Origin of the sequence: Paenibacillus ginsengarvi, assembly GCF_003626695.1 — a bacterium.
Taxonomy (GTDB): domain Bacteria; phylum Bacillota; class Bacilli; order Paenibacillales; family NBRC-103111; genus Paenibacillus_AB; species Paenibacillus_AB ginsengarvi.
Genome location: NZ_RBAH01000003.1, coordinates 36,319 through 55,231 on the forward strand (window position 1 = coordinate 36,319; position 18,913 = coordinate 55,231).

Consider the following 18,913-nt stretch of genomic DNA (forward strand, 5'->3'; position numbering starts at 1 on the left):
CGCACGCGGCCTGTTTACAAAGCGGGCTTCGGCTTCTCGAACGTATGCACTTTGTGCCAGCTCTGTCCCCCGTCTGCCGTCGTATACATTACCGCAGGCTCGCTATTGTCGGTATTAATCCACCAGCCCGACTTCGCGTCGGCGATCGCCAGCAATTGCGGCCCGTAGCCGGGCAAAGCCGTTTCCCCCGTCACCCAGGTACGTCCCCCGTCGGTCGTCCAGCCGATCGTGTTCGGCTTGTCGCACGCCGGGCACTGTCCGCCCATGAAGGCGACGTCCGGGCTTACGACGTACAGAGCCCCCGGCTTGCTGCCGCCGTTTTTCGGTCCTCCCGTATGCCCCATAGGAAATCCCGGCGCCGGTCCTCCCCCGGCCGTCGAATTGGCGATAACCGTCTGCCACTCCTTCCCTCCATCCTTCGTATGAAACAGCGCATACGAAGTTTGCGTCATGCCCGATTCCCCGACCAGCTCTACCCACGCATCGTTCGCTCCGGCCGAGCGGATCACCGCATCGGTAACCGCCGCGACTATCGGCTTGGAGAGCACATCCTGCCACGATTTGCCGCCATCGGCCGTTCGTTTGACCGTTATCGTATCGCCCTGCTGCGTGACGGCCCAGCCGTTTCCGGCGTCGTGGAAATAAGCGTCTCCTTTCGTATGCTCCGGGATCGCCAGTGTCGTCCAAGTCTTCCCGCCGTCCGTCGTTTTTGCATTAGCGCTAAAAGCCGTTTCCTGCGAGATGAAGTGCAGAAAGCCGCCATTCGGCACCGTGCCGGCCGCCGTCCATGTTTTCCCGCCATCCTTCGTAGCGAGCAGTTTCCGGCTCTTGACGCTGTCGCCCGTACCCTCCTCTATAACCGCCCATGCTTCGCGGCCATTCAGCGCGAATAACTGACGGACCGTGCCTTTGCCGCTGTACTGCGGACTCCAAGTTTGTCCGCCGTCGTCGGTATGAGCGATCCAGCCGTCGCCTCCAAGCCAGCCCGACTTCGCATCGGCGAGCCGTACGGCCGTCACGCGGTCCATCCGTACGGCGGCAAGCTGCTCCCCGGTCCCTTCCGTACGATCCGGCGTTTTGGGCGGCTCTGTCGGCTTCGAGCCGCCGGCCCCGCCGGGATTTACAGCTGAGGTTCCACCCTCCGGCGCGGGCGGAACGCTGCCCTGCGTGCCATCCGCCTGCCCGCAGCCGGATAGCAGCAGTCCAAGCATCAGCGCAGCGATTGTCCAAATTTTGGTTTGTGCTCTTCTCATTGCTTCACTCCTCCAGACGTAAACCCTTTTTTCTTTGTATACCCTTATGGACGTCGGATCAACCCGTAAAGTTGCCGGACACTCGCACCAATCGGTGGCTGACGCATCACAATAGGCCTCGCGGGTCCGCATTTTCCCCAGTCCGAAAGGAAAAACAGCCGCTTGGGCGAATAACGTAGAAAGCGGCGTAAGCGCCGCAACAACGAGGAGGTGACGGCCGATGGGCGACTCGTATGAGCGTATGGTGCAGCACAATTGGAGACTGACGAACGTCTCGGCCTTGCAAACGATCGAGGGCAAAGGAAACCGGAGTATCCGTGTGTTTGCGGCGGCGGAGGGCATCTTCGCGCTTAAAACGTTCGATCCGGCCTTACCGGAGGAGCGGATCGTCGATTACACGGGTGCGCTTGTTTACTTGCAGGACCAGAGGCCCGGCATCTCCCCGAAGCTGGTTTCGACCGCAGCAGCCGGAACGTATATCCGGCATGAACACCAATATATGTACTTGATGGAATACATTCAGGGACGCCAGCTCGAGGAAACCGAGGAGGACGAATACAAGCTCGGCCGGGCGGCCGCGTCGCTGCACCGTCTGCGGGGCTGTCCGGTCCGGGCGAACCTTAATGTGCGGGAACGGATCGCGGACATGTGCAAGAGGTTTCACGCGTATCCGTTCAAATCCGAATACGATCGGATTATCGGGTCGCTGCCCGATTTCGACGCACTGCCCCAGTCGTTCATCCATACCGATATAGGCCCGCACAATGCGATGATGTCCGCTGAAGGGAATGTCGTTTTCATCGACCTGGACGATGCGGGAGAAGGGTCTACGGTGATCGATGCCGGGTATCCGCTGATCGCGCAATTTGTCAGGTTTGACCCGCACACCGGCGAAATCCGCTTTAACGCCGCTCTTGCCCGCGCATTTTACGCAGGCTATTTCTCCATGCAGCCGGTGCCCGGGCTGCATAAGGAGCTGCTTTTCGACGGCGCGGTGTTTATGCAGCTGATGTATATGCCGTGTTACGGGGAGAGCGGAATTATGCCGATGTGGGAGCTGCTCGCATACGCAATACGCAATCGTGACGCCATGCTTAAGGCCATAGGATGAGGAGGAGAAGGAAAGATGGCTGTACCCGAATCGTTCGAGGAGCTTGCGGCCGGGCTGCGTCCATATGGCGCCTATATCGGATCGATCGAAGACACGGCGGCGGGCTGCTGGCACGATCCGATCGCCCCCGGCAAATGGACGATCCATGAAATCGTCAGCCACATTTGGCTATGGGATACGTACAGTCTGGAGCATATGATTCCCGCCATGTCGGAGGGTGCCGTACTCACCTTCGACAACCAGGCTTCGGTCAACCGCAATGCCGAGTTTTTCGCCCGCCGCATCCGGCGAACCGAGATGATCGACCATGCCCGGCAAACCCGGGAGGAGCTTATAGAGCGATGTGCGCCCGTTTACGCGAGCGGGGTCCGGTTCTTCGTCGGCCCAAGGCGGGTCGAGCACGATATCGGCTCCTACGTCCGGACCTTCATCGCGGAGCACGACCGGCATCATATGCAGCAAATCGAGGCATTTCTAGACAGTCTCGCAAAGTCAAAGACGACGTAAGCATCCCCTGACCGGAGCTGTCAGGGGACTGCAAGTATACTCTACTTATCGAGAAAGAAAACGATAGGGAGAGGAACTGAAACGATGCATACTAAAAAAAGCAATACGGGGATCGTCATCGCCGGGCTGCTGCTCGCCATTCTGATGGCCTCGATGGACAATACGATCGTGGCGACGGCGATGGGCACGATCGTCGGCGAGCTCGGCGGTCTCGACAAATTCGTCTGGGTCACTTCCGCCTACATGGTTGCCGAGATGGCCGGCATGCCGATATTCGGCAAGTTGTCCGATATGTACGGCCGCAAGCGGTTTTTCATCTTCGGCATGATCGTCTTCATCGCCGGTTCCGCTCTGTGCGGCACGGCCGGCTCGATCGTCGAGCTCAGCATATACCGGGCCATTCAAGGCATCGGCGGCGGTGCGCTCATTCCGGTCGCCTTCACGATTATGTTCGACTCCGTGCCGCCTCATAACCGCGGCAAGCTTAGCGGACTGTTCGGCGCCGTATTCGGCATGTCGAGCATATTCGGCCCGCTGCTCGGAGCTTATATAACGGATTATGTCCGGTGGGAATGGATCTTCTACATCAATTTGCCGCTTGGCCTGCTTGCTTTCGTCTTCGTCGCTATCGGTTACAAGGAATCGCACCAGCATTCGAAACAGCGGATCGATTGGGCCGGAGCTGTTACACTGATCGGCGCGATCGTATGCCTGATGTTCGCTCTGGAGCTTGGCGGCAAGATGTACGCCTGGCTTTCGGCCCCGATTATAGGACTATTCGCAGCTTTCGCCCTGCTTGCCGCCTTGTTTCTGTACGCCGAAAAACGCGCCCAGGAGCCGATCATTTCATTTCGCATGTTCACGAGCCGGCTGTATGCGTCCTGCAACGTGATCGCCATGCTGGGCGGCGCGGCATTCATTACCGCTTCGGTTTACATTCCGATTTATATTCAGGGCGTTCTCGGCGGAAGCGCCACGAATTCCGGTCTCGTCCTGCTGCCGATGATGCTCGGCTCGGTCGTAACCGCTACGGCCGGCGGGTTTCTCATCACCCGGTTTTCGTACCGGGCGATCATGATCCCGACACTGCTGCTGCTAGTTGCAGGTATCCTGCTGCTAACGACGCTTTCCGCGGATTCATCGCGCCTGCAAGTGACGCTTTATATGATTATGACCGGTCTTGGCATAGGCGCTTCGTTCTCCGTGCTGAGCAATGCGGCGATGCAGGCGTTCCCGGCCAGACAGCGCGGCTCGGCCAGCTCGACACTTAATTTCCTCCGCTCGCTCGGCATGACGCTTGGCATTACGATCTGCGGCATCGTCCAGAGCCATTCGCTGACGCGGAAATTGACGGACGCCTTCTCGGCCGCGGGTCAGCCGTCGTCAAGTAGCGAGATGAACTTTGGCGACCCGCACGTTTTGCTGGAGCCGGCCGCACGCTCCCGCATTCCGGAGCAGGCGCTTGGCCTCATCACGGAAAGCCTCTCGTCGTCCATTACGGTTACGTTCGCCTGGAGCCTGATCCCCGCCGTGCTGGCGCTTGCAGCGGCCTTTCTGATGAGCGGGGAGAAGATGGACCCTTCTGCCGAACTCCAGTCCCAAACTCAAGAGGAGTCGTTTGCAGCCTCTCACTAGGCCAACAACGAAACAGCCCGCGCATCGGCCTGATGCGCGGGCTGTTATTTCTTCATGCGCTGCTATTCTTGCCGCTTCCGCCTCTTACTTGCCCTGCTTTTGCTTGAAATCGGCAATCTGTTTCTTCGCGTCCTCTTCCGCTTGTCTCATCGCGGTATTCAGATCAATCGTGCCGATTTGCGCCTTCGTGCCGTAATTTTGATATACACTGGCAAGCTGCGCTTCGTAAGCAACGAGCGGAGGAATCGGCGCGAACTTGTGGTAGAAGACGGCGCCCCAGTTTTTGTCCTTGAACGGCGACTCCTTGCCCAGCTCCTTCTGAATCGCTTCGTTTTTGAGCACGGGCATAATCCCTTTCCGCGCCAACTCGGCCTGGAATTCGTCAGACACCATGTATTTCAGCACTTCCATAGCCGCTTCTTTGTTTTGCGCCATCTTCGTAATGCCGAAGTAAGCCGGATACGATTGCGAGCCGACGCCGGGCATATCCTTGAAGGTAGGCATGGACACCATGTCCCAGTCCAGCTCCTTGAACTCTTTTTCCCAGACGGTCATAAGGGTGGATACATAGTTGAACATCGCCACATTTTTCGTTTTGGCGAATTCCGTCGCCGACGGCACCTTGTTTTCCTTGGCGATCGTTTCCTTCACACTTGCCTCTTGGGTCGGGTTTATAAAGACGGTCTGGAAAAACGTTTTCCATCGGTCGTCGGTATTGATGCTTGGTGTATCCGTTTTCAAGTCCGCGAGCGGAATCGGCAGCTGCCTCATTCTGATCGAATGCGTCGACGATTGGGTGAAGCCGAAATACTGCGTCCCGCCTTCGTTGCGGCTCAGTTTCTTGGACAGGTCCGTCACCTGCTCCCACGTCATGCCATCCTTCGGATAGGCGACTCCGAACTTGTCGAACAGCGTCTTGTTGTAATACGTAATCAAGTTCGTGTTCGTGATCGGCAAGGCGAACATTTTGCCGCCCGAGGTTTGTTTGATCGCCTCGATGATGGACGGCTCGAACCGATTCAAATCGAGCTTACTGCTGGCGATAAGACCCGACATATCGTACTCGATGCCGCTATCGAACGCGTAATTTTCGAAATTGCCGATCGTTTGGAAAAAAATATCGAAACGCGTACCGGATGCAAGCAGCTCCGGCAAATTCGTCCCCTGCCCCTTCATGATGTACTTAATCGTGTAATTCGGAAACTTCTTGCGGAGCGAATCGCCGTAGCGGTAGTCGAAGCTTTCCGTCGGATCGCCGTTATTCGAATAAAAAATAACTTCCGCCGGCTCCTTCGTAATATCCTTCACCGGCTTCTCCGCACCCTGACCTTCACTTTCCTTGCCGCTATTTGCGCCGGAGCCGTTTCCTCCGGAGCAAGCTCCAAGCAGGGCGGCCGTCATTGTGAGCAGCACGATCATAGACAAGCTTTTTTTCATCGGATTCCCCTCCCTGATTTTGAAAGCAACACTCGTTATCCCCTCTGCATTCGGTCCAAATCCATACAGGCAGCACTATTGTGGCGATGCCGCATTTTCGATCCGGCGCGCGCTTGCCGGGTGGCCGTGCGATTCGCCCCAGGTATCCTCCCCCTTTCGTTTCAGAATCGTATAGGTGCTGCTTTACTGCCGTAGTAACCGATTACTGTTAGCGAAAAAGTTAAGGCCCTATAGGCCTTTATATGGAATAGTCGAGCTTCTCGGAGTAAGCTTCGACTTGATCTCTTCCTCTACCCAACGCGGACCGTCTCCCTCGCCCGCTCCCGCTCCCGTCAATATTTCGAACGATCTTGTCGCAAGCTCGGCGATGGAAGGGCCGACCGTCGTCAGCGGAATATCGAAAAATTGCAGCTGCGTATCGTCGTAAACGACCATCGACAAATCGTTAGGAATCCGGATATTCAGCTTCCGCAGCTCTCCGGATACTTGGTGCAGCGTCCCGTGACAATCTACGATGATGGCCGTCGGACGGTTGTCGCCGTTCATCATATCGTGCATCTTCTGTTTGTAAGCCGGGTCGTCGATAGTTACAACATAATCGGGACAATAGTCCAGCTTCAGTTCGAGCATCCCTTGCATATATCCGTTGTGTTTGTCGAGGTCGGGCAAACCTACGAGGGCGATCTTGTTATGGCCGAGGCCGGCCAAATGGCGTACCGCATCGCGAAAGGCGCCGACCCGGTCGATCGTAATGCTGTGGGCTTTATCCGTTCTCCAGCCGCCCAGCAGCAGCATCTCTCCGCGAAACCGTTCCTTCTCCTGCAAAAACTCGAGAGTCGGGCTCCAGCCCGGCCGCCAAAAAATAACGTAATCGACAAAATATTGATTAAACGTCCGCAGCGCTTCCTCCGGCTTCGCCATCGATAAAATGACGTTTAGGCCGCGGCGGGCCGCTTCCTCCTGCAGCTCGAAGCTGAGATCGAAAAAAAACATTCCTTTAATCCTCGGCCAAATGAGACCTACCGTGTCCGGCTGACGCTGAACTAACTTTTTGGCCGCAAGGCTTGGGATGTAGTTCATTTCCTCCGCCAGCTCTTTAATTTTTTGCCGTGTTTTCTCGCCAACCCCCGGCTCGTCATTCAGCGCTCTGGATACGGTTACATAAGTGACTCCGGCAGCTTTGGCGATATCCTTGATCGTAACCAATCCATCTCTTCCTTCATCGTCGTATTTTACGCCAAGCATAGCACACGTTAAATCGAAATTCAATAATTTAGTTTAAATTAAGTAAATATACTTTAAAAACTTCAACGTTTACTTCGATGGACAGCACATTCCCGTCTTAGTCCGGACCAAACAGCCCGCGCATCCATCGGATGGCGGGCTTTGCGGCGAATCCCTATTTACCCCGGCTGTTGCGCATGGCGGCCAGCAGCTTCACATGCTGGACCTCCCCGGCGGCGAAGCGGCGGTACTCGTCCGATTCCATCGGAATGAGGGCCATTTTCCCTTCTTCGTTAAAATGGATGCCCCATCCGTACTTTTTCGGCAGCATGGACGCGCGCAGACACGCCATCGGCTTCTGGAAAAATTCATCGCGCAATTGCGTACCTCCGGCCTCAAGCTCCTCCGCCGAGATCCCCTTGTGCCGGACGTGAACCTCGTACAGCAGCTCCTCCTGCGTATACATGTACGGGCTGTTCGCGACCAACTCGTATTCGATGCCCGGTTTCGTCTTGCCGCCCTTCTTGTCCGGCGGCACCGTAGCCCTGGCTGCCGGGCAATCCGGCGCAATCGTAATAAAGGTGTTGTAATAATTCCACTCCATTTCCGTCCCTCCATTCACGCCTGGCGGCAGTTTGCCCGGCTTTTACTCCTATATTACCAAATATGCCGGGTGAAGGAACAGCTCGCTCAAAGACCGCCCGAAGACGGAGCATAAATACCTACAGTGACCCTGCCCTCCCGATCTTCACCCGCAAACGGAAACTTCTCCACAACCATCGCTTCTTTATCGGCCTTCAGCCCGCGTTTTTCCCGAAAAAGCCGAAGCGCCCCATACGGGTCCGGGTCGAACGGGGATACGCCGTCGTAATCGACATGCACATAGTGCCGCGCCGGTATGGAGAAGCCGATCATCCCTTCGGGAATATGCTCCAGACTACTTACGCGCAAACAAAACATATACGTAAACATAACCTCGCAGCTATACCACGGCGAATAATACGCCTCATGATCGATGACGTTCGGGATATCCCCTTGCCTGCGCCGGAACTCCTCCTTGCACCGCCCGATTTGGCTGTAATCGCCGTGCCGGAACGGCACCGTGACGGCCATCCCGATAAGCAGGAGTTCCGTTAGCTCCACTACGCTCACTTCAAGTTTTTTCTCCGATCCGCTCATGTGCATGCATCCCTTTCCCGAATTTAACGTTATATAATGATTGATGCGGACGGACAGCAAAATCTGACGCCGGATCGGCGGAAAGGAGCGTTTAATCATGGATATTATAGTGAGAGAGGTTACGAAAAGCGATCGAGAAACGAACATCTGCATAGACGGCAGCTTTATCGTCGATTCCGCGCTTGAGCTTACGTTTCTGGATGGCCGCATGGAGTACACCGTTCGGGAGCGAGCCCGCTACACGAAACGATACCCGGACAGCCGTATGGTCGAAACGGTCGGACTCGATTACGCCGATTATACCGATAATCCGGATCAAACGATGTTTCTCGCCTTCGCGGGCGATGCCGCCGTAGGCCGCCTGAATGTGAAGCGAAACTGGAACGCATACGCCTGCATCGAGGACTTGGCCGTTGACCGGGAGTACCGACGCTGCGGCATCGGCCGCAGGCTGATGGAACTGGCCATTGCTTGGGCCGAGAGCGCGGGCATGCCGGGGGTCATGCTGGAGACGCAAAATCATAACGTCGCGGCATGCCGCTTTTACGAAAGCTGCGGATTTGCGATTGGCGGCTTCGATTGCAAGCTGTATCAAGGCATGGACAGCGGGACGGATGAGGTCGCGATATTCTGGTATAAAGTGTTTTAAACCGCCGACTACGCCTAATGCTTGGATATAAAAGCTTGAAGCTGGTCCATATGATGCACATCATGGGGAATAAAGCCTTGCACATACCCGTACGCGGAAAACGGGCGCCCGTCGCCGTCCGTATGCTCCATCATGAATTCTTCCTCGGACAAGGCGCTCAAAATACGGATGATTTCGTCTCTCTCGTTCACAGCTGCGTCGATGATATCCAGCCTGCTTTTACCTTTGGCATATTGGACCGCGTTTTTGTTGAATTCGTCGAAATCGAGATGCCGAACCGTCACAGGCTCGCTGCGGGCGATTCGGGCAATCGCTTCCTCCAGAAAGTATCGGTCCCACAGCATCATATGAGCGACGACGTCTCCGACGGACCATTTGCCCTCCCCGAGCGGAGCGTTCCACAGCTCGTCGCCGATCCCGCTCAAAGACCGGACGAACGGAAGAAAAGCGGAAAACTCGCGGATCATCTGCTCCTTTTCCATGAATCGGTTCCCTCCTGTTTGCATCGTTTCTATATAGCTTCTATTGGAAGAATGGAATTCCTTTTTTTTGCATATCGGCGGCCCCAGCCTGCTTTGGAACCGAACATGGGCCGGGACGAAACCGGACCAAGGTCGAGTTGTTCACACGTGCCCCGGTCGGATTACGCGGCCCGCCGTTTCCTTTACAATAAGGGAAACGACAACGATGAGGATGATGAGTATGACCAATCCAGCCGATTCTCCAAAACATTTCATAGATCGATACGGCCGACAAGCTTTTTATACCCTGATCGTGACATTGCCGCTCAGCTTGATCGGGTTCGTCTTCTCCGTAACCCTATTGGCGCTGGGCATTGGCCTCAGCCCTCTGTTCGTGGGGCTTCCGCTCATGCAGGCCGCGCTGTACGCCGCCAGAGGGCTGATGGCGTTCGATCAGAAGCTGATGCGTCGGACGTTATCCGGTTCCGCCCAAGAGACGCTTCCGCCCGTCATGCCGCACGAGCGCATCAAGTATCGCGATTTCATCACAACTCCGAAAATATACGCTCCTCTGCTCTACTGGCTGCTTAAGCTCCCGGTCGCTCTGCTGCAATTTGCCGCGGCCGTTACGTTTGTGCTGGCAGGCATATGCATTGTGCTCGCCCCGGCCGTTTATATGGCGCTTAATCATTACGGCATTGAAATTTTCGGCGGCGACGACATCGTTCTGTCCTGGCTGCTTCCGGACATGGAGCCCTTTCAGCGCTCCTGGATCGTAGCCGCAGTCGGCTCCGTGATCGTCGCGATCGGGTTCGGCGTGTTGAACCAGACGATGCGCTCTTCTACCGCCTTGCTAGCGGACGTGGTGGAGGCAAGACCCAAACAAGAGGCTGCGGACTATGTACCCGGTCTGCCTGTGGAGCAGTACAACTAATAACGAAACGCCGATAGGTCCGGGAGATACAGCCCGGGCTTATTTGCGTTTTTGGACCGGAATCAGAACCTAAGTACCCTCTCGCCAAAACCGTTTGTCCGGTTAAACAGTCTAACAAATATTGGAATGAAAACGTCCGGCCTATGCCGGAAACGCGCCGGAAGGAGGAGAAGCTTTGGAAGTGCCCAAGCTGGTAAAGCTGGCCCAGCACGGAGACGAGGAGGCCGTCTTCGCCTTGCTTCAGCTTCATATGGACAAACTGTACCGCATTGCCTGGATTTACTTGCGCAATGAGCAGGATGCGCTGGAGGCGCTTCAAGAAACAAGCTGCCGGGCGTTTGTCAAGCTCGGTACGCTCAAGCGGCCGGAATTTTTCTCTACCTGGATCGTCCGCATTATGCTGAACGTCTGCATGGACGAGTTAAAACGGAAAAAGAGGTTCGCTTCTCAGGACGTGCCCGAGCTCGCCTATACGGAGGAGAACCGCGAGACCAAATACATGCTGGAGCAAGAGCTGGAGCGGCTGGACCCTCGCTGGAAGCAGGTCGTCGTTTTGAAATATTACGAAGGCCATTCGCTCACGGAAATATCCGACATTCTGGACCGCCCGGTCGGTACGGTCAAATCGTGGCTGCATAAGGCGCTGTCGGCACTGCGCGGAGCGGTGGGAAAGGAGAACGGAATTGATGGATGACATGCACAAGGTGGAAGCCAGCCTCGTTCCACCCGGGGATATTCGTATTCCGGAGCAGGCGGAAAGCTATATTCGCGCAGGCATAGCCGAAGGGCGGACACGTCGAAGACGGGACAGACGGCTTCGTGCGATCGCGCGGTTGGCGGCGTATGGAGCTGCGGCCTTTCTCGTACTGCTGATCGGGCTGATCGGAGCCATTCGCTTATCTCCTGTCCTCGCTTCCGGACTGAGCCATATTCCGCTGCTGCAGCAACTGGTCGAGAAGGTGCGGGCCGACCGCAGCATCCAGCTCGCTGCGCAGCATGATTACGTCCAGCATACATCTGCCCGAGCGGAGCTGGACGGCATCGAATTGACGATCGACGGCATCATCGCCGACGAATGGAGAGTCGTATTGTTCTACACCGTTCGGTTCGACGAGACCAAGTATGTCGATGCCCAGCTCGGAGGATTCGAATTTTACGATGCGCAGGAAGAGCGTCTCACGTTGGACAAACGGCTGCCGCTCATCGGCCGCCGCACGGAGGCAGTATGGCCGCCGGGAGCGGATCTGATGCGGGAAGGCAGCACCATACAGGGCAAAAGCGAATACCGCTTCCATACCCCTCAGCGCCTGCCGGCCCGTATCAAGCTCAAGGCCGGAATGAGCGCCGAGCCGGTGCAGCTCGGTCGAAGCATTCCGCTGCTCGGCGAGTGGATCGTCGAACTGCCCGTGGATCAAGACAAATTTTACGGCGAGCGAGCCGTACTGCCGATCGAGCAGACGGTCACGGTCGGCGGACAGCGCATTCATTTTCGGCAGGCTACGCTGTATCCGACGGTCGTTCAGCTCGATTTCGAATATGATTCGGCGAACGAAAAGCAGATATTCGGTATCGACGACTGGCGGCTTCTGGACGATACGGGACAGGAATGGGCACAGGTGAAGATGGACCGTTTCGCTCCCGAATATGTGTCCGACGAACAGACGATTTATTTTGAGAGCATGTACTTCGAGACGCCACGGGCATTGACCTTGTCCGCCTCGCGTATACGCGCGCTGGAGAAGCAGCAGCGGCAAATATCGGTTGATTTGACGGACAAGACGCTGCTGCGGAGCCCGACCGACCGACTGAGGCTGGACGCCGTGGATATCGTCACGAGCCGTTTCTGGCCGGATGCCTATGAGCTGACGTTCACGATGGACAAGCCGGATCTGCCCAATAATAACGCCGAGCGGCCCATCATTTTGTGGCCGGACCGTGACGCCGCCGGAAACCGCATCTTATGGAGCGGCGGACAAAGCGGCACACACGACGGCATCAGCCGGTTTGTGATGAAGACGAAGGACACGAATCTGGTCAGCCCGCTTACGTTTACGATCGTTGACTACGGCTATGACAAAATTGTCGAGCCCTTTGAGGTCGCAATCCCGCTGGAGGGGATCGGGGATCGTTGAATATACAAACAGCGCATTCAGGCCGGGATGATTCCCGGCCTGTTGGATCGCTTCTGCACGAAGCGCTCCTATTTTGGTTCGAATTTTACTCATCTGTGATTATTCTGGTTGTATGTGCGAATTAGGCGGGCGAGCTATAATAAGAGCAACCTTTCATGAGAGGGAATCAAGGCCTGTCGGAATCAGTCAGTTCAACAATGTGTGCAAGGAATTAACCCATTGGGGAGGTCGTATCGATGTCAGAAAAGGACGAGAACGAGCGTTGGGACGGACAAGATCGTTCCGGCTTGAGCCGGAGAACGCTGCTGGCTTCACTCGGCATAGCCGGCGTAAGCCTGGCCGCAGGCAGTATGGTGCAAGCAAAGGGAGTCGATGGCATTCTCCACGCAGCGGAACAGCTTGGCCAAGGAAAGCTTCCTTTTGTTACCCGCGACATGGACGATCCCGAAACGATGGACAGCCTTGTTGCCGGTTTACTTGATAACGCTTCCAGCGAAACCCGGGCTTCGCTCAAAAAGGCGCTGGGGGCCGAGCTGCCCGAGATTCCCGTCGCATCCTTCGCCCATCTGAAAGTTGGAAACGACTGGGCACCGGCGATTGAAGCGGCGATCGCCTCCCTCCCAGCCGCCTCCGGCCCGTCCGGTCAGTCGGGAGGCGTCATTCGGCTGCCGAGCGGCCGTGTCGAAATCTCCAGAATGATCGTGATGGAGAAGGCGATTATTTTGCAAGGCGCCGGCGCCTTTACCACCACGATCGTCCCGTCGACTGCCTTCAGCGGCCCGGCGTTGTTCCGATGGAAGCGCGATCCGTCCGTTATTTTGGCTCCCGGGGCGTTTGCCCGCGATCTCAACGTCGAAATGATCAACATTCCGGCCATAGCGTTTCACGGCCTGGGACTGTATGACAACATTTTATTCGAGAATGTGCGAGTTGTCGGCGTACACGGCTCGGTGAACGCCTTCCGTTTCGAACCAAATCCGGAAGTCACGATGAAAGTTTCGCAGACGCTCACGCTCATCAATACTTATGCGCGCTCCAACGACGGAACCGGAGCCGCGCCGCTTTACTATTTGGAACATTGTCAGGAAGTAGTCCTTATCAACGCCAAAGCGCTGGGCTCCTACGGAGGCGGCGGAACGGTGATCGGAACCCGCTCCGGCTACGAGCTTGTCGACTGCCGCGGCATTGCTTTTTACGGATGCTCATTTGCCTTCGTCACGGATGGTCTAAAGATCCGGGCCGCAACCCGGGATGTAACCGGGGTATTTGTCCACGATTCGACGGTGGAATCGTGTAATCGCTGGCTGAACACGTCGGGCACAGGAACCTTCCGCGTTCGGGAGCTCAGGGTGGATAAGCCTCGCGTCGAGGGCGGCGCAGGCGGCGCCCTGATCGGCCAAACCGAAAGCGCCACGATCGAATACGAGCCCCTTACATTCGGCGCTGACGTTTCCAGAGTCAAGCATCCCCGCGCGGAAAAAGTGTTCATTCCCGCCTCTATGTTCTCGCCGAATGTTGGCAGCCCGGTCTTAAGCAAATGGGACTTCAGTTACGCCGCCGGCCATGTGTTCCCGGCTGCCGGCACAACGGGCGTTACGGCGATTTTGCCGATTCCGACTTACTGGAGCAATTATAAATTGATTGCCGTATGGACAGCCACCTCTGGAACGGTGGCAGGGACGAAAGCGGCGATTCGCATTCAACACGATTGGGCGCAGGCAGGCAACAAGCAGTACGTAACCGGACCGATGGGCGTCGTTTATGCCGACGCGCCGAGCAGCGACTACACTCAGGTGCGAACCGTGCTGTCCAGCGGTAACGCCACCAGCTCGGAAAGCTTCCGTGCCGTACGCATTCAGCGCGAGGGCGACGATGCCGGAGATACTTTGCCCAGCCCCGTTTCTTTCCAGGGTCTCATCATCGAGCGCGAGTTCTAAACGAATACGAACCTTGTACGCGCCAATGACGCTAATCCCCCGATCGCTTCGGGGGATTATTTGACTTTAAGCTATCGTTTACCGGCTGTTAGCCCGAAAAAAGACGAGCCCGGAACCGGACTCGTCTTGTACCCTATCATCTGCTACTTGCCTGCTTGTCCGGCCAAATAGGCGTTGATCTTCTCGTCCGCCTGCCGCAAAGCTGTGTTCAAGTCGATGGTCCCGGCCACATAAGCCTTAAACGCCTCTTTGGCAATTGGACCCGTCTGCCCGAAATATTTCGTCCGCATCGGCGACCGAATCGGATGATTTTTGAAAATGCTGTCGAGCCGCTTCCCTTGCAAATACGGCTTCTCGGACGCAAAAGCTTCCTTGTTCGCTGCGCTTTTCAAAGGAGACAAACGTGCGGTCGTCTTCACCATGAGCAGTTGCGTTTCGTCATGAGTCATCGCCTTGGCAACCAGAATTGCCGCGTCCCGATGTTTCGCCGTCGGCGGAATGACGAGCATATGCGGATCGACGTCACCGCCCACATTCGGTATGCCAGGAATGTTCGGATACTGCGCCAAGTCCCAGTTAAGTCCCTGCTTCGTCGGCGCTTCGAGCTGATCGAGCACATTCACGCGCGCGGTCATGGCAATCGTCCCGCTGAAGAACGATTTTAAGTAATCGCCGTTCACATCGCTCACTTCGTTGCCGGGAATCGTGTAGATCGCCTTGCCGATTTCAAACATCGTCTTCCAGTTGGGGTTCATCATCGTTGACTTCATCGTTTTGCTATCCGAGTAGTCCATTCCCATTTGCCGTACGATGCGGCCGATGTTTTCCGGGTCCAAGCCTCTGTAGGTTACGCCTCCGTCCTGCCGGGACATCACTTTGCCGACTTCAATGGCATCCAGCCATGTCATGCCGTCCTTCGGATAAGGAACGCCGAACTTATCGAACAAATCTTTATTGTAATACAGCGCGGTGAAGTTGATCGCATAAGGCAAACCGAGCAGCTTGCCGTCCTCCGTACGAAGCGAGTCGATTACAACGGGATCGAACCGGTTCAGATCGACATCGTGCTTCTTGACAAGATCGTCGATCGGGCTGAGTATCCCCAGATCCATGTACCGCTGCAATTCGCCGTTATGCGTCTGAATGATGTCGGGAATGTCACCGGTGGTCAGTATGTTATCGAGACTCGTTCTGTGACGTTCGATCGTAATATGCGGGTACAGCTTCTTGACAGGCTGTACGACAATTTTGTCGAAATCTTCATCGCTAAACGGAAGCGTCGGAAAAAATTTCACCGTAACCGGCTCGGGGGCCGCCTGTACCTGTGCCGGCTCCGTCTTGGGGGACTCCGTTTTGGCCCCGCAGCCGGAAGCCATCAAGGCCATTCCGATGACGGCCAGGCACGCTTGTTTAGGCAGCCGTCTGTATGAGTTGACTCGTTTCATTGTCCATTCCTCCTGTTGAAATCGCTTCCTTTGCGTTTGTAATAATCCGCCTTGTTTCAAGAACGTTAATCTCCGTACGTGCTCCTCCGCCCTGCTATTGCACAATCCCTCCTTCTCAAACCGATGCTTCTCCCGCGAACGAATGCGCGGCGACTCCCCTTGTAGATCACCACTCCCGGAAAAAAAGGCTTCCGTGGCCTCTCCCCGTTATCTCCATCATAGTGCACCTGCCGTCGTCGCCGGAAGAAACAGAAAGAACGAATGCGGGTGAAAAACGAACCAAATTACGTTCGGAATCTATCTGTTGGTATATGCGTCTCCAGAAACAAAAAAGAAGGCGGAATCGCCTAGATCTGGCGCTCCGTCTTCCAATCTCGTGCCTAACAATACCACGTTCCGCATTACCAGTGACCGCAGCTCAGCAGCCTACTTCTTAATGACTGCTACCCATAATTCATTCTTATGCTGCTCAGGCGGCAAGTAACATTCGACCGTAGGGACATTGGCAAGATCATAGGAGGAGACGGGAAGCCACTCCGTATACAACCGTTTCCAGATGTCCGTTATGGCTTCTGGTCCTCCTTTCGCTTCGAATACGGCCCAAGTCGCCTCCGGAAAATCTCTGCGGATCATCCCTTCCCCCGGAGACTGCCGGGACGCCACGGACATGATATAGTGGAACCGCTCCGCCGCACCGAATTCGCCGTCCGCACATACACCGAGAATCCCGCTCATGGCATGTCCCGGTTCCAGCAGATCCCATAGCCGCTCGAACAGTCCTGCTTTTTGAGCCTTTGCCCATAGGCGGGAAACTTGGGCAAAGGCGCTAGCCGTATCAACTCGCTCTTGTACGCCTACAACGGAAAAACGCGCCAGCCTCTCTATCCGATAGTTCATCTCTGTGACTCCTTTGATCGAGAATTGAAAGGAGATGCGCGGATAAGCTTTCAGTGCCGCGCCTGCGCTGCGCGCCGCAGTCGGCGTGGTGCCGTGCAACTGCTGAAAGGCACGGGCAAAAGCCTCCGGCGAGTCATATCCGTATTTAAGCGCAAGATCGATCACCTTTTTGCTGCTGTTCTGCAGCTCGAAGGCAGCCAAAGTGAGCCGCCGCCGCCTCACATATTCCGATAATGAAACATCCGTAAGAAAGGCGAACATTCGCTGAAAATGTCCGGCCGGACAGCAGGCGATTTGCGCCGCCGCTCCGTAATCCAGCTCCCCCGCAAGATGCTCCTCCACGTAACCGATCGCTCGCTCCATTCTTTGGACCCAGTCCATACGCACTCTCCCCTCCAACATGGACTATATAGCAATGACAGGCTCGCTTCCTAGCATTTTGATGCCTAATAATGCTAGGAACAATGCCGCCCTGTTAGTTGTCACCCGGCTTTCCGCAGGTTTACGGTTTAATTGTACAGCGGCGTTTTTGCGTTATCCAGAACGGCGGGATCAGCAAAATAGTTGAAAATTAACAATTAATATTATTTTAAAATAATTATTGGAAATTAATTTTATATCCTGTTAGCATCCGATATGTACCCCAAATTCACTTGATAAAGGAGAGCATGAACCGATGTTTACTATTGAAGCCATCCCCAGCTGCCGTATTGCCTACGTACGACAAGTCGGACCGTACGGTCCCGCCAATTCGCAAGCGATGGAGGCGTTAAAGAGCTGGGCCAGGTCCCGCCAACTGCTTGTAGAATCAGCCGTTCTTTTCGGTATTCCGCAGGACCATCCTGAAACAACCGCTCCAAACAAATGCAGATACGATGCAGGTATCGTCATTCCCAGAGAGTATCCGCTTGACGATACCGTAAGCGATGGCGAGCTTGCAGGCGGAGACTATGCGGTTTTCCAGGCGGAGCATACGGCCGAAGGAGTACAAGCAGCATGGGCCGGGATCTTTCCCTCCCTACAGCAGAGCCATTATCAGATCGACAACAAACCGATTATAGAAAGATACACCGGCCGTAAACTCGCCAACCATATGTGCGAGATTTGCGTGCCTGTGAAACCGCTATAGCTTAGCTTTTGACCCCACGCGACCGAAAAGGGCGTTCCGCCATTGTGTGACGGAGGCCCTTTCGTTATGTATTGACAAGGAGAAACGTATCCCATAGAATAAACTTATTCATTAAGTAAATTAATTCCGGTATTTTCCAGTCGGATGCCCTACAAGTTCACTGTACCGCGAGCCGCTGTGCTTTGCATGTAGAACGTAGCGAAAGGAAATGGAGCAGGTGTACATAAACGAGCCTTGTTATGATTGGAATGAGCTGGTCCGGCAAAATCTGCATATCCACACCGCCTTCTCGCCATGCGCCCATCCGGAGATGATCGCCCGCGATATCGTGAACACGGCCGTGAAGGACAACATCCGGGCCATCGCTTTCACCGATCATTACAACAGCAGCGACTTCCCCATAGAAGAAACGAACCGCGAATTAAAGAAGCAGGTAGAAGCTTACGGGGCCGATATCCAGGTGTTGTACGCCGCCGAGTTGTCCGCATACGGGGTTGGAAAATTCCTCGATGACCTGACGGTCAACCAAGCTTTGGATTACCGGCTGTACGCCTACAATCACTATCACCTTGATTTCTGGGAGCATCCCGAAGATAAGTCCCCGCGGGGATACGTGCAGCACGCGCTGCAACTCTTGGAGTCGCTATTCGCGACGAATCGGGCCGATTGCATCGCCCATCCGTTTATCGGCCGGTTTATTCGCTGCTTCGCCGACCGGACGCTTGTGATGAAGGAGATTACCGATAACGAGCTGGGAGATATCCTGGAGAAAGGAAAACGAAGCCGGGTCGCTTGGGAACTGAATGTCCCCGCTCTGTTCGCCTATCCGGAGTTTTCGAAGCGCTACTGGCGGATCGGCCGAGAAGTAGGCGTTGTGTTCCATCTGGGCACCGATGCCCATTCGATGTCTTCCGTCTCAACATCGCGTCACTTGGAGCCGCTCAAACAGCTGTTGCCATCCTAAACTCCCGCAGCAAAACCCG

18 protein-coding genes are annotated in these 18,913 nt (G+C 55.6%); 10 read left to right on the forward strand and 8 right to left on the reverse strand.

Translation table 11 applies throughout. The features are described 5' to 3' along the window. Positions 1-14: 14 nt before the first annotated feature. A complete protein-coding gene (locus tag D7M11_RS05205; protein ID WP_120746111.1) occupies positions 15-1,253 on the reverse strand; it encodes a beta propeller repeat protein in 1,239 nt (412 codons plus the stop codon). Positions 1,254-1,473: 220 nt separating this feature from the next. On the opposite strand from D7M11_RS05205, the gene D7M11_RS05210 reads away from it, so the two are divergent. The 3 genes from D7M11_RS05210 (at position 1,474) to D7M11_RS05220 (ending at position 4,506) form a co-directional block, all read left to right on the forward strand. Beyond that, positions 1,474-2,364, forward strand: a complete 891-nt coding sequence (locus tag D7M11_RS05210; protein ID WP_120746112.1) for a phosphotransferase enzyme family protein — start codon at positions 1,474-1,476, stop codon at positions 2,362-2,364. A 15-nt stretch (positions 2,365-2,379) separates the two neighbouring features. Then, positions 2,380-2,871: a DinB family protein gene (locus D7M11_RS05215; protein WP_120746113.1), complete on the forward strand. Its 492-nt coding sequence runs from the start codon at positions 2,380-2,382 to the stop codon at positions 2,869-2,871. A gap of 84 nt (positions 2,872-2,955) precedes the next feature. Beyond that, entirely contained in the window at positions 2,956-4,506 is a 1,551-nt protein-coding gene (locus D7M11_RS05220) for an MDR family MFS transporter (protein ID WP_120746114.1), read from the forward strand. Positions 4,507-4,590: 84 nt separating this feature from the next. Here D7M11_RS05220 and D7M11_RS05225 read toward each other — a convergent pair whose 3' ends face one another. From D7M11_RS05225 to D7M11_RS05240, 4 genes are all read right to left on the reverse strand, one after another. Continuing rightward, positions 4,591-5,943 carry an ABC transporter substrate-binding protein gene (locus tag D7M11_RS05225; RefSeq protein WP_120746115.1) on the reverse strand — a complete coding sequence of 451 codons (1,353 nt, stop codon included), beginning with the start codon at positions 5,941-5,943 and terminating at the stop codon, positions 4,591-4,593. 228 nt (positions 5,944-6,171) lie between these two features. Next, positions 6,172-7,149 (reverse strand): LacI family DNA-binding transcriptional regulator, encoded by a 978-nt coding sequence (locus D7M11_RS05230; RefSeq protein ID WP_158606452.1) that lies wholly within the window; start codon positions 7,147-7,149, stop codon positions 6,172-6,174. A gap of 193 nt (positions 7,150-7,342) precedes the next feature. Beyond that, a complete protein-coding gene (locus D7M11_RS05235) occupies positions 7,343-7,771 on the reverse strand; it encodes a DUF6157 family protein (protein ID WP_120746117.1) in 429 nt (142 codons plus the stop codon). Between the two features lie 86 nt (positions 7,772-7,857). Beyond that, complete coding sequence (locus tag D7M11_RS05240; protein ID WP_158606453.1) at positions 7,858-8,346, reverse strand: GyrI-like domain-containing protein; 489 nt, start codon at positions 8,344-8,346, stop codon at positions 7,858-7,860. Positions 8,347-8,443: 97 nt separating this feature from the next. Here D7M11_RS05240 and D7M11_RS05245 point away from each other — a divergent pair, with 97 nt between their 5' ends. Beyond that, positions 8,444-8,995: a GNAT family N-acetyltransferase gene (locus D7M11_RS05245; RefSeq protein ID WP_120746118.1), complete on the forward strand. Its 552-nt coding sequence runs from the start codon at positions 8,444-8,446 to the stop codon at positions 8,993-8,995. A gap of 14 nt (positions 8,996-9,009) precedes the next feature. Here the strand turns inward: D7M11_RS05245 and D7M11_RS05250 are convergent, their stop codons facing one another. Continuing rightward, the gene (locus D7M11_RS05250) at positions 9,010-9,477 is read right to left on the reverse strand and encodes a DinB family protein (protein WP_158606454.1); all 468 of its coding nucleotides are present in this window, start codon (positions 9,475-9,477) and stop codon (positions 9,010-9,012) included. A gap of 220 nt (positions 9,478-9,697) precedes the next feature. Here D7M11_RS05250 and D7M11_RS05255 point away from each other — a divergent pair, with 220 nt between their 5' ends. The 4 genes from D7M11_RS05255 (at position 9,698) to D7M11_RS05270 (ending at position 14,459) form a co-directional block, all read left to right on the forward strand. After that, positions 9,698-10,390, forward strand: a complete 693-nt coding sequence (locus tag D7M11_RS05255) for a sensor domain-containing protein (RefSeq protein WP_158606455.1) — start codon at positions 9,698-9,700, stop codon at positions 10,388-10,390. Between the two features lie 181 nt (positions 10,391-10,571). Beyond that, positions 10,572-11,084 (forward strand): sigma-70 family RNA polymerase sigma factor, encoded by a 513-nt coding sequence (locus D7M11_RS05260; protein WP_158606456.1) that lies wholly within the window; start codon positions 10,572-10,574, stop codon positions 11,082-11,084. Continuing rightward, a complete protein-coding gene (locus D7M11_RS05265; protein WP_120746122.1) occupies positions 11,077-12,522 on the forward strand; it encodes a DUF4179 domain-containing protein in 1,446 nt (481 codons plus the stop codon). Before D7M11_RS05260 ends, D7M11_RS05265 begins: the two co-directional genes overlap by 8 nt. A 236-nt stretch (positions 12,523-12,758) precedes the next feature. Continuing rightward, positions 12,759-14,459, forward strand: coding sequence for a hypothetical protein (locus D7M11_RS05270; RefSeq protein ID WP_120746123.1), 1,701 nt, complete (start codon positions 12,759-12,761; stop codon positions 14,457-14,459). Positions 14,460-14,602: 143 nt separating this feature from the next. Here the strand turns inward: D7M11_RS05270 and D7M11_RS05275 are convergent, their stop codons facing one another. Beyond that, positions 14,603-15,904, reverse strand: coding sequence for an ABC transporter substrate-binding protein (locus D7M11_RS05275; RefSeq protein ID WP_120746124.1), 1,302 nt, complete (start codon positions 15,902-15,904; stop codon positions 14,603-14,605). A 426-nt stretch (positions 15,905-16,330) separates the two neighbouring features. Further along, on the reverse strand, positions 16,331-17,182 hold the full coding sequence (locus D7M11_RS05280; protein ID WP_120746125.1) for an AraC family transcriptional regulator: 852 nt from the start codon (positions 17,180-17,182) through the stop codon (positions 16,331-16,333). A 295-nt stretch (positions 17,183-17,477) separates the two neighbouring features. Between D7M11_RS05280 and D7M11_RS05285 the strand changes: the two genes are divergently transcribed. Together D7M11_RS05285 and D7M11_RS05290 are read left to right on the forward strand one after the other, a co-directional pair. Beyond that, positions 17,478-17,930, forward strand: a complete 453-nt coding sequence (locus tag D7M11_RS05285; protein ID WP_120746126.1) for an AraC family transcriptional regulator — start codon at positions 17,478-17,480, stop codon at positions 17,928-17,930. A 208-nt stretch (positions 17,931-18,138) separates the two neighbouring features. Then, positions 18,139-18,894: a PHP domain-containing protein gene (locus tag D7M11_RS05290; protein WP_120746127.1), complete on the forward strand. Its 756-nt coding sequence runs from the start codon at positions 18,139-18,141 to the stop codon at positions 18,892-18,894. The last annotated feature ends 19 nt before the right edge of the window (positions 18,895-18,913 follow it).

What these genes read in the sequence shown, in the direction of transcription:
- D7M11_RS05205 (WP_120746111.1), bottom strand. Translation starts at nt 1,253, where the DNA reads ATGAGAAGAGCACAAACCAAAATTTGGACAATCGCTGCGCTGATGCTT.
- D7M11_RS05210 (WP_120746112.1), top strand. Translation starts at nt 1,474, where the DNA reads ATGGGCGACTCGTATGAGCGTATGGTGCAGCACAATTGGAGACTGACG.
- D7M11_RS05215 (WP_120746113.1), top strand. Translation starts at nt 2,380, where the DNA reads ATGGCTGTACCCGAATCGTTCGAGGAGCTTGCGGCCGGGCTGCGTCCA.
- D7M11_RS05220 (WP_120746114.1), top strand. Translation starts at nt 2,956, where the DNA reads ATGCATACTAAAAAAAGCAATACGGGGATCGTCATCGCCGGGCTGCTG.
- D7M11_RS05225 (WP_120746115.1), bottom strand. Translation starts at nt 5,943, where the DNA reads ATGAAAAAAAGCTTGTCTATGATCGTGCTGCTCACAATGACGGCCGCC.
- D7M11_RS05235 (WP_120746117.1), bottom strand. Translation starts at nt 7,771, where the DNA reads ATGGAGTGGAATTATTACAACACCTTTATTACGATTGCGCCGGATTGC.
- D7M11_RS05240 (WP_158606453.1), bottom strand. Translation starts at nt 8,346, where the DNA reads ATGAGCGGATCGGAGAAAAAACTTGAAGTGAGCGTAGTGGAGCTAACG.
- D7M11_RS05245 (WP_120746118.1), top strand. Translation starts at nt 8,444, where the DNA reads ATGGATATTATAGTGAGAGAGGTTACGAAAAGCGATCGAGAAACGAAC.
- D7M11_RS05250 (WP_158606454.1), bottom strand. Translation starts at nt 9,477, where the DNA reads ATGGAAAAGGAGCAGATGATCCGCGAGTTTTCCGCTTTTCTTCCGTTC.
- D7M11_RS05255 (WP_158606455.1), top strand. Translation starts at nt 9,698, where the DNA reads ATGACCAATCCAGCCGATTCTCCAAAACATTTCATAGATCGATACGGC.
- D7M11_RS05265 (WP_120746122.1), top strand. Translation starts at nt 11,077, where the DNA reads ATGGATGACATGCACAAGGTGGAAGCCAGCCTCGTTCCACCCGGGGAT.
- D7M11_RS05270 (WP_120746123.1), top strand. Translation starts at nt 12,759, where the DNA reads ATGTCAGAAAAGGACGAGAACGAGCGTTGGGACGGACAAGATCGTTCC.
- D7M11_RS05275 (WP_120746124.1), bottom strand. Translation starts at nt 15,904, where the DNA reads ATGAAACGAGTCAACTCATACAGACGGCTGCCTAAACAAGCGTGCCTG.
- D7M11_RS05280 (WP_120746125.1), bottom strand. Translation starts at nt 17,182, where the DNA reads ATGGACTGGGTCCAAAGAATGGAGCGAGCGATCGGTTACGTGGAGGAG.
- D7M11_RS05285 (WP_120746126.1), top strand. Translation starts at nt 17,478, where the DNA reads ATGTTTACTATTGAAGCCATCCCCAGCTGCCGTATTGCCTACGTACGA.
- D7M11_RS05290 (WP_120746127.1), top strand. Translation starts at nt 18,139, where the DNA reads ATGGAGCAGGTGTACATAAACGAGCCTTGTTATGATTGGAATGAGCTG.